The organism is Sphingobacterium sp. UBA7855 (assembly GCA_002500745.1).
In the GTDB taxonomy this organism is placed as follows: Bacteria; Bacteroidota; Bacteroidia; order Sphingobacteriales; family Sphingobacteriaceae; genus Sphingobacterium.
Genome location: DLST01000016.1, coordinates 153,689 through 166,739 on the forward strand (window position 1 = coordinate 153,689; position 13,051 = coordinate 166,739).

The window sequence follows — 13,051 nt, forward strand, 5'->3', positions numbered from 1 at the left end:
TACTGCAATCGGGATGTTTATGTTTAAAATGACGTGTTTAATTACACTGATAGTAGGAGGTCTCTTTTAGTTATGAAAGAATTTATTTCAGATTTTAAAAAGCTTGTTAAGTTGCGACTTACGTTGACGGTGGTATTTTCTGCCTCAATTGCTTTTTTGATCGGATCAAAACAACAGGGTGATATCGTCTGGATCAACTGGTTATTGTTGACGTTAGGTGGTTTTCTGGTAACAGGGTCTGCCAATGGTTTTAACGAGATTATTGAAAAAGATTTGGATAAACTGATGAAACGTACGGAAGACAGACCCTTGCCGTCTGGCCGGATGACAACTGGACAAGCTTTGGTATTGAGTGTCTTTATGGGCATATTAGGGACCCTGGTACTTGTTCGATTGAATTTCGTAGCGGGTTTGCTATCTGTATTCTGTATTCTTCTTTACGCGTTTATCTATACACCTCTAAAAAGAAAATCGCCAATAGCAGTGTTTGTCGGTGCGTTTCCGGGTGCATTTCCTCCGTTGATAGGATATTATGCAGCCTTTTCGCAAGATGATTTAGCCTACTATAGTGGACATAACGAAGAGGCCATTATTATTATTCCTTTTGTATTGTTTGCTATTCAGTTTTTATGGCAGTTTCCGCATTTTTGGGCAATAGCCTGGGTGGTGGATGACGACTATAAATTAGCGGGCTTTCGCTTATTACCGACGACAAAACGTGATAAGATATCTGCCTTTATGGTATTTTTAACAGGATTGTTTATGATACCAGCAGGTTTTATACCGTATCATTTTGGCTTTGGTGGGATTTGGTTTACGGTTGTATCGGTAATTGGTGGATTGATGTTTGGTTATTATGGTTATTTGCTGTTTAAGAATTGTGATATTCCTTCGGCGAAGAAAGTGATGTTTACCTCATTTATCTATCTACCTGTGACACAACTCGTATTATTGCTTAACTTTATTCCGTTGAAATAATGTTAGATATACAAGCACAAACTGACGAGAAGTTAGTACAGAGAAAAGCCCAAAAGTTCAACCTATGGTTGGGTATGTTGGGTATGTTCATGATGTTTGCCGCGTTATCCAGTGGTTTCATAGTATATACAGCGAGTGGTGTGGACAAAGGCATTAAGACCTTGTTGCCTAACGCACTTTTGTATAGTACACTGGTGATTGTGGTGAGTAGTCTGACCATGTTTTTAGCGCATAGATCGGCTAAAAATGGTGAGCGTTCCAAACAGCGGTTGTTTTTGATAGCAACTTTTATTTTGGGAGTCGTATTTTTTGCCTTGCAAGTTCATGCTTGGAATGTATTGATCGATAGGGGTGTTTATTTTGTGAATAACAATGCATCGCAATCGTTTGTATATGTTTTTATATGGATGCACTTGGCGCATATTATTGCGGGTTTGATCGTTTTGATTGGCGCGATTATAGGAATTAACAAACTTCCTAAAGACGGCAATCTTTTCCGCATGGATCTTGCCAGTATTTTTTGGCATTTTCTCGATCTTTTATGGATTTATATATATGTTTTCTTACTTTTGAATCAATAATAGTAAACAATGAGTACAACAGTATCGCAATTGGATAAGGTAAAAACTGGTCCATGGAATGGTGGAAAATCACCTTGGAACTTAGAGTATGGAAAAATCATGATGTGGTTTTTCTTGGTAGGGGATGCCTTCACATTTTCTGCATTTTTGGTTTATTATGGCGCGCAACGCTTTTCTCATCCAACCTGGCCTGATCCAGATAAGATCTTCCAATCTATCCCTGGAATTGCGGAGCATGGTCAGCCATTGGTATTCGTCGGTTTGATGACCTTCATTTTAATTATGTCTTCGGTGACGATGGTGTTGGCTGTTGAGGCAGGCCACCGTAACCAAAAGAATGAGGTAGTTAAATGGATGTTGTGGACTATTTTGGGTGGTATCTGTTTCGTTGGTTGTCAGGCTATTGAGTGGACTCACTTGCACCACATGGGTTTTTGGTTTGGTAAAAATCCAGCAACTGGATTGGAAGGTGATGCTATCAAAACAGCATTATTACCTTATTTCACACACGATATTTCCTATACTTCCGCGTTACAATTTGCTAACTTGTTCTTTACAATTACTGGTTTCCACGGATTTCACGTTACAGTAGGTATTATTTTAAATATCATCGTGTTATGTATGACATTAAATAATACATTTGAAAACCGCGGTTCTTACCTAATGATCGAAAAAGTAGGTTTGTATTGGCACTTTGTGGATTTAGTATGGGTATTTGTTTTTACATTCTTCTACTTAATCTAATTACGCAATAAATAATTTTAGATAGCTATGTCACAATATCAAGATAATATCGCTCATGGAGAGCATGCTCACGAAGGTGGGATGGATAAAAAAGCCATTTGGAGAGTATTTGGCGTGCTTTTAGCGCTTACTTGTCTAGAGTTCTTAATTGCATTGGGCTTTGTGCACCATTGGCAAATCTTAGCGAAGGGTGCATTGGTAAATACCATTTACATTGTACTTACTTTGGTTAAAGCTTATTATATCGTTGCATTCTTTATGCACTTAAAATTCGAAAAATCGAGCTTTATCGTTACCGTTGGAATTGTCTTTATTTTTATTATTTATTTTATTGTTTTGATGCTTGTGGAAGGGGGGCATTTGGCTTCCGTTTTTCAAGAACATCAATTATTTCCCAATAAATAGATAAAGTGAATGAATAATAATACTGGACAAAAGAAAGGTATTAAAACTATATTGATCCTGGCCGTAATTCTTTTACTGCCAGGATTTTTATATTTTGTACTGAATAAAAGCGGTTCGAACACCTATGCTTCTTTGCCAATTTTTGGAAAGAAGGAAGTGCCCGGCACTACGCATCGGAAATGGGGTAGGGACATTGTTGACACAATTTATCATACCGTACCCTCGGTTGATTTTGTTAATTACGATGGTAAAAAGGTACATCTATTGGATAATGACACGACGCTTTCTGTGGTACATCTGATGTATTCTAGGGATGCTTCGTTATCGAGAACGATGATTAAGCGACTTGATCAGATTGCTAATCGATTTATTCAGAATAAGAAGGTTAAGTTGTATTCGATTTCCGTTGATACTACTTATGATACACCGGCGGTATTGGCAAAATATGCAAAAGTTTACAAGCCCTGGACCAAATCTTGGTTTTTTGTGACGAAGCCTTCTGTGGATATCTTTAAATTTGCGAAAGAAAGTCTTTTACAGGATGCGATGGCCAACCCTGAGGGGAGCAAGCCATTTATTATCGGATCAAATTATCTGTTACTCGATACCAAAGGCAGAATAAGAGGAATATACGATATCAATGTGAAGACTGATGTTGATCGTCTTGAGGATGAAATTAAATTATTATTGGTCGAGGAAATCCGAAACCATCCAGCTACAATAGAACAAAAGAGGTAATTATATTATGGAAGAAAGTCTCAACACAGAGAAAAAGTATAGTAAGTGGATTTGGCTACTATCTATTGTAATTCCAATAGTAGTCGCTATCCTTTTTACAGTGAATTTGCAGAAATTGGGTTATAATGTGAAGCCGCTTACATTTTTACCTCCGATCTATGCTACGATCAATGGCATTACTGCTGTATTGCTTTTTTGGGCTGTAGCTGCAATTAAAAGGGGTAATAAGTCGTTGCATGAACGTCTGATCAAATGTTGTATCGCTTGCTCTTTGGCGTTTTTGGCGATGTATGTTGCTTATCACATGACTTCGATCGAAACAAAGTATGGGGGTGAGGGCATTTGGAGACCGATCTATTTTTTCATCCTGATCACGCATATCCTGCTTTCTATTATCATTATTCCTTTTGTACTTTTTACATTTGTACGCGGTATATCGGGATCTTATGAACGACATAAGAAATTAGCTCGTATTACTTATCCCATGTGGTTATATGTTGCTATTACAGGAGTAATTGTTTATTGGATGATTTCTCCTTATTATATTGGTTAATTTAAGCAAGGAAGGGAGTTTTATTTATGAAACGTATTTGGATTTATCAGGCTGATCGCATCTTGTCGCAAGAGGAAAGCGCGCAGATTTCGGCTGAGTTGATGGCTTTTGCCGAACAGTGGAAAGTACATGGAAAGCCGCTTTCGGCTTCTGCGGAATTGCGTGATGGACTTTTTGTGATTCTTAAAGTAGACGAAGAATTTGCCGCTGCGTCTGGTTGCTCGATCGACAGTTCGGTGCGCTTTTTAAAAGGTATTGAATCCAACTATAATATTCAGTTATTCGACCGTATGCAGTTCGCCTACAAGTCGGAGCATGGGATCGCTGTAGTGAGCCGTGATGGATTTGAAAAGTTATTGAATGATGGTATCATCAATGATGATACATTAGTATTTGATAATACGATTACGCAGGAGCATCAAATGGAAAATGCCTGGGCCGTACCTTTCCACAGGAGTTGGCACAAGCGACTTTTCAAATAATTCATATTATAATCACAACTAAAGGCCATAGTACTGAACTATGGCCTTTAGTTGTTTAAAAAACTGCCTATTTTTTGTGACATTCATGGCCTTCGCCAGAGTAATGTTTCTCCGCTTACTCAGGAATGGTATAATGGTGCATGTATTTTGCAATTGCGTTTGCACGTCTATTGACATAAGTGGAAGGGTTGCGTGCATCCCATTCTCTGGGATTTGGCAATATCGCTATGATTAGGGCAGCTTGCTTTTTGGAAAGATTGCTCCCGGTCTTGCTAAAGTAATATGCTGCCGCGGCGTCAGCACCATAAACCCCTTGTCCCATTTCAATTACATTAAGATAAACTTCAAGAATTCTTTTCTTACTCCAAAAGGTCTCAATAAGTACGGTGAAGTAGGTTTCGAATCCTTTTCTCAACCAAGATCTTCCTGGCCATAGAAATACATTTTTAGCTACCTGCTGGCTAATGGTACTTCCTCCACGCAGTTTTTTGCCTTGTGCATTTTTTTTAATGGCATTTTGAATTCCCTTTAAGTCAAAACCCCAGTGGGTCATAAAATGGGCATCTTCTCCTGCAATAGCGGCTAACTTGAGGTTATCGGACAGCTCATCGTAATCCAACCAATTTTTTTCCAATTTGAAGCCTTTTCCTTGTTCTTTCAGTTCGAATCCGCGTTGAATCATCAGCCAAGTAATTGGAGGGTTGATAAAACGTAAGCTAATGACCCAAAACAGTGTAATACCGATAAAATAGAGAATTACTCGTGTGAGAATACGTAGTATGGGCGACTTTATTGACTTCAACGGGTTAAATGAATTCTTTTTGAAGGTGTTTTTTTGTGTGCTGGACGTATTTTGTTTACCAGTTCTTTTGATGGCCATGACTAATTTTTTTCGCTTACAAACTTAGCTTATATTCTTGTTTAATGGAAATGATTTTATTGAGAAGTTGAGTGTATCGTTTGCCAAAGCGATGTTATTATCCTATTTTTACGCTTCATAAAAATTGAGTTTAAAAGTTGGCAAAAGAAAAGAAAGTAACCCCATTGATGCAACAGTACAATGCGATCAAGATTAAGTATCCTGGAGCGTTGTTGTTGTTCCGTGTTGGCGATTTTTACGAGACATTTGGTGAGGATGCAATTAAGGCTGCTCAGATTTTGGGTATTGTTTTGACGAAGCGTGGAAATGGCTCGGAATCGGAAACGGCATTGGCTGGTTTTCCGCATCATTCGTTGGAAACTTATCTTCCGAAACTGGTGCGTGCTGGTCAAAGGGTGGCTATTTGCGATCAACTGGAGGATCCGAAAGCTACGAAAACAATAGTTAAGCGTGGCGTGACAGAGCTGGTCACCCCTGGTGTTTCTTACAATGACAATATTGTTCAACAGAAGTCCAATAATTACTTGGCATCAATTTTTATCGAAAAAGAACGGATTGGAATTTCTTTTCTGGATATTTCAACAGGTGAATTCTTAGTTGCTCAGGGAAGCGTCGCTTATATCGATAAATTGCTTCAAGGGTTTAAACCGACAGAAATTATTCTCTCCAAAAAACAGAGCAAGGATTTTATCGAGCAATTTGGAACTCAGTATTACACCTATTTTCTAGATGAATGGCCTTACACGGGCGACTATGCCACTGAAACATTATTGAAACATTTTGAAGTTTCATCGATGAAAGGATTTGGAGTTGACCGTATGTCTACGGGTATTGTCGCCGCTGGTGTGGCTTTACATTACCTCAATGAAACCGAGCACCGTAACTTGCAGCATATCTCTACGCTTGCCCGCATCGAAGAAGACCGTTACATGTGGCTGGACCGTTTTACGATTCGCAATCTGGAATTAATCGGCTCGATGAATGAAAATGCAGTCACGTTATCGGATGTATTGGATCATACATCTAGTCCAATGGGAGCGCGCTTGCTTAAGCGCTGGATTGTAATGCCCTTGAAAGATAAAAAGAGTATTCAGGAGCGATTGAATGTTGTGGATTTCTTTTTCGCTAACCGCGATCTAAGGGATGAATTGATTGGCCAGATCAAACAAGTAGGCGATCTGGAACGCTTAATCTCAAAGATCGGGCTTCAGAAAGCGAATCCCAGGGAAATCGTGCAGTTGAAGCGTGCGTTATTTGCTATAGAGAAATTGAAAGAACTTACAGATCGCAAAGATGCAAATGCACTGCGTACGATTTCGGGACAATTGGATGCCTGTACTGCTATCCGTGAGCAAATTGAGCTGCAGATTCAGGCAGAACCACCTGTTGCCATCAATAAAGGAAGTGTAATTGCGGATGGGGTTGATGCGGAACTGGATCGATTGCGTAAAATTGCCTTTGGAGGAAAGGATTATTTGCTGGAAATCCAAAAAAGGGAAGCTGAAATCACGGGTATTCCTTCCTTAAAAATTGCGTTTAACAATGTGTTCGGCTATTACCTGGAGGTTACTAATACACATAAAGACAAAGTTCCAACTACTTGGATACGTAAGCAGACCTTGGTCAATGCTGAGCGTTATATTACGGAGGAACTTAAAGAATATGAAGAACAGATTCTTGGAGCCGAAGAAAAGATTCAGGCTTTAGAGAGTAGGTTGTATGCTGAGCTGTTGATTTCGATCGCCGAATACATTAAACCTATTCAGCTGGACGCACAGTTGATTGCTAAGCTGGATGTACTACTCAACTTTGCTGTTGTGGCGGAGAAGAATTATTATGTGAAACCAGAAGTTAGTGAGAGCAAGATTTTAGATATAAAAGGTGGAAGACACCCTGTCATCGAAAAAAATCTACCGGTGGGCGAAGATTATATCACGAATGATACGTTTTTAGATCCGAAGACACAACAGATAATTATCATTACGGGGCCTAATATGGCGGGTAAATCAGCACTGCTTCGTCAGACCGGATTGATTGTACTCATGGCACAAATAGGCTGTTTTGTTCCTGCCAAAGAGGCTAAAATTGGATTGGTTGACAAAATTTTTACTCGTGTCGGAGCATCGGATAATCTTTCTTCTGGAGAATCTACTTTCATGGTCGAGATGAACGAAACTGCGAGTATCATGAACAATCTATCGGACCGCAGTCTTATTCTTTTGGACGAAATTGGCCGTGGTACAAGTACATATGATGGAATTTCTATTGCTTGGGCCATTGCGGAATTTTTGCATAATCACCCGTCTGCCAAAGCAAAAACACTATTTGCGACTCACTACCATGAATTGAATGAACTGACAACTTCTTTGGATCGTATCAAGAACTATAACGTCACCGTAAAGGAGGTCAATAATAAAGTTATTTTCTTGCGGAAACTTGTGCCGGGAGGTTCAGAACATAGTTTTGGTATACATGTAGCCAAGTTGGCAGGGATGCCGCAAAAATTGCTCAATCGCGCTAACCAGATTTTAAAGAGGTTGGAGCAGGAGCGTACTGGTGGAGAGCAGATTAAGGATAGTATGCGTAAGATCCAGAAACAGGCTTATCAGTTACAGATGTTTTCGATTGATGATCCTGTCCTAAACAAGATTAGGGATATGTTGAATAATTTGGATGTTAACTCGCTGACTCCGGTCGAAGCATTGATGAAACTGGATGAAATTCAGCGGTTGCTAAAGCATTAATCTTCCTTATCATACTCTGAGTAATGCTTAAAATAGGGCTTATTTTTCGATTGGAATAGCACAGTAGCGTGCTATCTTGGTTTTACAAGCATATACTGACTTATTCATTTTGGATTACCGACATTTTCTTAAAATCTAAAGCATAATGCTAAGCTTCCGTAGTTGGCTTGGATGGGGCTCAGTACTTTGCTACTTGCGTCATACGGTGCGTAATGATAGCCTAGTTCGAAGCCGATGTATTTTTGGTTTTTCATGCGAAATAGTGAGGAAAGACCAAGTCCGAGGTGAATATTGTTGATGGTAACCATATTTTCTGTGTATCCACCATCATAATAATAACCATCCGGATCATAATAGCCTGAAGAATACGTATTCTCTGTAATGCCGGTATCTGTGATATCAATACCTAGTATGGCTTTTGGAATCAGGATGAATTTGTCGTTGTCAAAAACTTTATAGCCTACAGCACCTCCCATAAAAGCGGTCGCTGATGAATTGACTGCTACTTCTGATCCATCATAATTATAGTCGATATTGCGATCGTTTGCGTTGATGCGTACCTTTAAACCTCCTTCAAAGATCAATTTCCTTTCCAGCGAGCTCATCAGCATAAATCCGAGCGTTACGTTTGTACCGAACACTTTGTTGCCTCCTCCTAGCGGGCTCATCACGCCAATGGAAGGTACATAGCCTAGTTTGGCCTTATGCCGGTCTTTATATCCTTTAGGGGTTGGAAATCGTTGTTCATCACTTTGTGTATTGGCTTGTTTGTCTGGAATTTCTTCAATTTGTGTATCGGCAAAGAGATGAAGGATATTTGTTTCCTGGCCGCTTAATGTATAATTATCAGATGCAAGTAGTGCTTTTGCTCTTAATTTGATAAGGTTATCTAGTGGATGGCGTAATGGATAGAAATGGAATTTTGCTTTATTTTGCTCATATTGGGTAGTAAAATCTTCTTGATCTGCTGCATCGAGCCTCTGGAGCAGGCTCTTATCAAATTGATTGTTCCAGTATAGGTCGATCGCTGTCGTGCTATTTTTCTTTTCAATAATGAGTATTAGGATGCGTAGTCTTTGTATATATTCGTTGATGCCGCAGCTTGCTTGTATAGTGTTCAGTAAGGGGACAATTTTTTCAAATTCATTGTTGTTTAAGGCTTTTGTCAACAAAGGAAGGGTTTCAACCGTATATCGTTCACAATTTTCCTGTGCATGCACGCGTGTGGTGGAAAGGATGCTACTGATGATCAACATGAAAAAAGCAAGCTGGCGGATACTCATGGTTTATCTAGATTTATTGCAGACTAAATTAGTAAATAAATCGCAGGATATATTCGTTTGTTTGCGCCAACGGCTTTAAAAGTTTTATCTTTGGTCTATGGCGTCGATATTTCGATTTAAAGAATTTGAGGTTGATCAGTCTGATTGTGCAATGAAGATTAACACAGACGGCGTATTATTGGCTTCATTGTTGGAAGCGGGGACTTTAGGTCGAATTCTGGATATCGGTACAGGAACGGGAGTCATTGCATTGATGTTGGCTCAACGGTTTGCGCACAGTTGGGTAGAGGCTGTCGAGATGGACTCTTTAGCTGCTGCGATGGCAGATAAAAATTTTCGTCATTCCGTTTTTTGTGAACGGCTTAAGCTTCACGCCTGTGCCTTTCAGCGTATGGAAATGGCAGAGCCTTATGATTTGATTGTTTCGAATCCACCATTTTATACCGATTCACTCCATAATCCTGACGATCGAAAGAAGCTCGCGCGGCATGCTGACCTGGATTTTTTTGCTGAATTATTGGATTTCGCTTCTTTACGCTTATCGAATCAGGGGAAATTAATTCTGATCGTTCCTACTGCTTTGGCAGATATACTGATGAAGATTTCAGCAGAGCACGCTCTTTATTGTTGTGCTGAAGTTCAGATAAGTTCTTTTGAAGGTGGATCCGTCATCCGTAAGATCATTACATTTGAACGGAAGCCTGTCGAATCGGTTGCTGTACGTGAGTTTGTTATATACGCAGGGAAGGGTATTTATTCAGCAGCTTATCGCAGCGTATTGGCCCCTTATTTTTTAGCTTTTTAGGTTATGACAAAAATCGGATTACTTTCGGATACACATTCTTTTCTAGACGAAGCGGTATTTACTCATTTTGCAGCCTGCGACGAGATCTGGCATGTCGGAGATTTTGGTGAAGGTGTTATTGCAGACCGGCTGGCTTCTTTTAAACCATTACGCGGCGTGTATGGAAATATTGATGGCCAGGATATTCGTCTGCAATTTCCCGAAGATTTGAGATTTAGATGTGAGGAAGTAGACGTTTTTATGACGCATATTGGTGGCTATCCAGGGAAATATGCTGCGCGTGTTAAGGGGGAATTAATGAAAAATCCTCCAAAGTTATTTATCACAGGACACTCACACATTTTAAAGGTGATGTTCGATCCCAAAATACAATGCCTTCACCTCAATCCTGGGGCAGCAGGAAAGCACGGCTGGCATAAAGTGCGCACATTGATGCGATTTGACATTCATGCGGATAAAATTGAAAATCTTGAGGTAATTGAGCTGAATGGGCGTTAGACAAAGCGGCTACCATTTGTTTCCAGCAGAAGATCCACCGTGGTCTATTTATCTTGGTATGTCACGTTTTGAAAAATAGATGCATCGTCTTTGTTCTATAGACAGTGTTGCTACGTATGCTCTTGGGGACCTCTGTTCAACAAGAGGATTTCTGCAGTAAATAGGGTTGTTATAATGAATCACGAACTTCAACAAGAAAGCTCTTTAGACGTTCAAGTGAGTCGATAACGCGCTGGTTTTCTTTTGCTTCTGATTTGTTGTCTCGCAGATAATCGCGTGCTCCTTGAAGCGTATAACCTTTGTTTTTAACCAGATTGAAAATAATTTTTAAATTGGCAATATCTTCCTGCGTAAAAAGGCGATTACCTTTTTTATTCTTTTTAGGTTGTAAAATATCAAACTCACGCTCATAAAAACGTATTTGGGAGGCGTTTACTTCGAACATCTCTGTAACTTCTCCCATAGTATAATACAATTTATTTATTTCACGCTCTTTGTACGGCATATCTTCACAATTAATCTATAGCAAACTTAATAAAAATTCCTATTCAAAAAGAAATTTTTGAGATCATCTTATGTAGTGACTCAATGAAAGCGAACAAAGTAATCTAATCTATATGTAATCGCTAATTATTGTGGGTAAGCGTAAATTTTTATAAGTTTGATTCGTGTGAAAAGGGTTAAAGTATTAGGTATGGTTATCGTTAGCAAATTTTGGACAAATTTATTTTCTTTTGGGAGAGCGAATGCAATTACTATTTATCCCTTTATCTTTTTAAAAAGCACTTCTTTCAAATGCAACGAGAATCTGATCCGTCATGAACGTATACATTTGCGTCAAGCGCTTGAATTGGGTATTCTCTTCTTTTATGTATGGTATCTTATTGAATTTGTCTTTCGCTTTATTCAATTGAAAGATTTTCATGGCGCTTATCTGCATATTTCTTTTGAGCGGGAAGCGTATGATAAGGAAGGTGAACCGGACTATTTGACCGGGAGAAGGCTATGGGCATTTTGGCAATATCTTTAGGTAGGCCTATTTGATCGTGTTTAAAAAGAGAAAAGCGGTATCAAAAATAGTTTTGGTACCGCTTTCTGTTTTATCTTTTGGAGGATTAATTATCCGACTAATTTAAGATAAGTAGCTACTTTGTTTTTTAACTGTCTACGGTCGACAATAAAATCCAAAAATCCATGCTCAAGAACGAATTCTGAAGTCTGGAATCCTTTTGGAAGATCCTTTTTAATTGTTTCTTTAATGACACGTGGTCCTGCAAATCCGATTAATGCTCCCGGTTCTGCGATATTCACATCACCTAACATTGCGTAAGATGCTGTAACTCCTCCTGTGGTAGGGTCTGTCAATAAACAAACGTAAGGAAGTCCTGCCTTTGCCAATAATGCTAATTTAGCCGAAGTTTTAGCCATTTGCATCAATGAAAATGCAGCTTCCATCATGCGTGCACCACCTGATTTTGAGATTAGCATAAATGGAATTTTATGCTCAATACAGTAATCTATCGAACGCGCGATTTTTTCACCAACGACAGATCCCATTGATCCGCCGATGAAACTAAAGTCCATACAAGCAATAACGATGTCTTGACCATTCATTTTTCCATGGCCAGAACGTAAAGCATCTTTAAGGCCTGTTTTGGCTTGGCTTTCTTTTAAACGTTCAGGGTATGGCTTTGAATCGAAAAATTTTAATGGATCACCAGAACTGAGATTGGGAAATAGCTCGGTAAATTCGTTATTGTCAAATAAAATTGAAAAATATTCTTTGGAGCCGATTCTTAAATGGTGGCCACAATATTGACAAACATAGTCATTTTCTACTTGTTCAAGATGCAATAATGGCTTTTTGCAAGTGGGACATTTGTTCCACATGCCATCAGGTGCTTCTTTTTTATTAGCGGTAGCTGTGCTAATACCAGCTTTTTCTCTTTTAAACCAACTCATACGATAGTTCTTATTCGATTACAAACTTATATAAATTTGAGTTTATATACAATTATAATTATGTTGAATGTATAGGCCAAGCGATGAAAACGCCTTGTCTAACAGGCTTTCTATTACTACTTGGACAGGGGCCAGCATTGGGATCTATAAGACATTGAGCTGATTATTAGATTGAAATTAATTGTGAAGTGGAAAGTCAGCCAAAAATTAGGGCACAAAAAAAGGGTAAGCTACTCCTATCGCACCGCTCAACCAAATACCCTTGCTTTGTTCCCAACCTGGGGGAGTCAATGGGAGCTGGTCGTAGAAGACTTACCCGTCACAAAAGTAGAAAAAAAAACAGTTTTACGAAAGAAAAAATGCTATTTTATCTTATGCGATTGATTATCATGGTGATA

At 39.0% G+C, this 13,051-nt stretch carries 15 protein-coding genes and 1 other RNA gene; 11 read left to right on the forward strand and 5 right to left on the reverse strand.

The features are described from left to right. Positions 1 to 72: 72 nt before the first annotated feature. Genes cyoE through B2107_RS14415 form a run of 7 tightly spaced genes read left to right on the forward strand, consistent with a single transcriptional unit; the run spans position 73 to position 4,481 of the window. Positions 73 to 978, forward strand: a complete 906-nt coding sequence (gene cyoE, locus B2107_RS14385) for a heme o synthase (RefSeq protein WP_293956358.1) — start codon at positions 73 to 75, stop codon at positions 976 to 978. Next, positions 978 to 1,559, forward strand: coding sequence for a cytochrome c oxidase subunit 3 (locus B2107_RS14390; protein ID WP_293956360.1), 582 nt, complete (start codon positions 978 to 980; stop codon positions 1,557 to 1,559). The genes cyoE and B2107_RS14390 overlap by 1 nt, the downstream gene beginning before the upstream one ends. A gap of 9 nt (positions 1,560 to 1,568) precedes the next feature. Then, positions 1,569 to 2,303, forward strand: a complete 735-nt coding sequence (locus tag B2107_RS14395; RefSeq protein ID WP_121125511.1) for a cytochrome c oxidase subunit 3 — start codon at positions 1,569 to 1,571, stop codon at positions 2,301 to 2,303. Between the two features lie 27 nt (positions 2,304 to 2,330). Further along, positions 2,331 to 2,708 carry a cytochrome C oxidase subunit IV family protein gene (locus B2107_RS14400; RefSeq protein ID WP_209578650.1) on the forward strand — a complete coding sequence of 126 codons (378 nt, stop codon included), beginning with the start codon at positions 2,331 to 2,333 and terminating at the stop codon, positions 2,706 to 2,708. Positions 2,709 to 2,717: 9 nt separating this feature from the next. Continuing rightward, the gene (locus tag B2107_RS14405) at positions 2,718 to 3,446 is read left to right on the forward strand and encodes an SCO family protein (RefSeq protein ID WP_293956361.1); all 729 of its coding nucleotides are present in this window, start codon (positions 2,718 to 2,720) and stop codon (positions 3,444 to 3,446) included. Between the two features lie 7 nt (positions 3,447 to 3,453). After that, positions 3,454 to 3,999, forward strand: coding sequence for a DUF420 domain-containing protein (locus B2107_RS14410; protein ID WP_293956362.1), 546 nt, complete (start codon positions 3,454 to 3,456; stop codon positions 3,997 to 3,999). Between the two features lie 26 nt (positions 4,000 to 4,025). Continuing rightward, on the forward strand, positions 4,026 to 4,481 hold the full coding sequence (locus B2107_RS14415) for an ABC transporter ATPase (RefSeq protein ID WP_293956363.1): 456 nt from the start codon (positions 4,026 to 4,028) through the stop codon (positions 4,479 to 4,481). A gap of 115 nt (positions 4,482 to 4,596) precedes the next feature. Here the strand turns inward: B2107_RS14415 and mtgA are convergent, their stop codons facing one another. Continuing rightward, on the reverse strand, positions 4,597 to 5,361 hold the full coding sequence (gene mtgA / locus B2107_RS14420; protein WP_293956364.1) for a monofunctional biosynthetic peptidoglycan transglycosylase: 765 nt from the start codon (positions 5,359 to 5,361) through the stop codon (positions 4,597 to 4,599). A gap of 137 nt (positions 5,362 to 5,498) precedes the next feature. On the opposite strand from mtgA, the gene mutS reads away from it, so the two are divergent. Beyond that, positions 5,499 to 8,105: a DNA mismatch repair protein MutS gene (gene mutS / locus B2107_RS14425; RefSeq protein WP_293956365.1), complete on the forward strand. Its 2,607-nt coding sequence runs from the start codon at positions 5,499 to 5,501 to the stop codon at positions 8,103 to 8,105. 128 nt (positions 8,106 to 8,233) lie between these two features. Here mutS and B2107_RS14430 read toward each other — a convergent pair whose 3' ends face one another. Next, positions 8,234 to 9,388 carry a hypothetical protein gene (locus B2107_RS14430; protein WP_293956366.1) on the reverse strand — a complete coding sequence of 385 codons (1,155 nt, stop codon included), beginning with the start codon at positions 9,386 to 9,388 and terminating at the stop codon, positions 8,234 to 8,236. 97 nt (positions 9,389 to 9,485) lie between these two features. Here B2107_RS14430 and B2107_RS14435 point away from each other — a divergent pair, with 97 nt between their 5' ends. Together B2107_RS14435 and B2107_RS14440 are read left to right on the forward strand one after the other, a co-directional pair. Beyond that, positions 9,486 to 10,193 carry a tRNA1(Val) (adenine(37)-N6)-methyltransferase gene (locus B2107_RS14435; protein WP_293886084.1) on the forward strand — a complete coding sequence of 236 codons (708 nt, stop codon included), beginning with the start codon at positions 9,486 to 9,488 and terminating at the stop codon, positions 10,191 to 10,193. Positions 10,194 to 10,196: 3 nt separating this feature from the next. Then, on the forward strand, positions 10,197 to 10,691 hold the full coding sequence (locus tag B2107_RS14440; RefSeq protein WP_293886085.1) for a metallophosphoesterase family protein: 495 nt from the start codon (positions 10,197 to 10,199) through the stop codon (positions 10,689 to 10,691). A 169-nt stretch (positions 10,692 to 10,860) separates the two neighbouring features. Here B2107_RS14440 and B2107_RS14445 read toward each other — a convergent pair whose 3' ends face one another. Then, positions 10,861 to 11,196 carry a MerR family transcriptional regulator gene (locus B2107_RS14445; protein ID WP_209578639.1) on the reverse strand — a complete coding sequence of 112 codons (336 nt, stop codon included), beginning with the start codon at positions 11,194 to 11,196 and terminating at the stop codon, positions 10,861 to 10,863. Between the two features lie 165 nt (positions 11,197 to 11,361). Between B2107_RS14445 and B2107_RS14450 the strand changes: the two genes are divergently transcribed. Then, a complete protein-coding gene (locus B2107_RS14450) occupies positions 11,362 to 11,721 on the forward strand; it encodes a hypothetical protein (RefSeq protein ID WP_293956367.1) in 360 nt (119 codons plus the stop codon). Between the two features lie 89 nt (positions 11,722 to 11,810). Here B2107_RS14450 and accD read toward each other — a convergent pair whose 3' ends face one another. Next, entirely contained in the window at positions 11,811 to 12,653 is an 843-nt protein-coding gene (gene accD / locus B2107_RS14455) for an acetyl-CoA carboxylase, carboxyltransferase subunit beta (RefSeq protein ID WP_293956368.1), read from the reverse strand. 220 nt (positions 12,654 to 12,873) lie between these two features. After that, positions 12,874 to 12,971, reverse strand: an RNA gene (gene ffs, locus B2107_RS14460) — signal recognition particle sRNA small type. Positions 12,972 to 13,051: the final 80 nt, after the last annotated feature.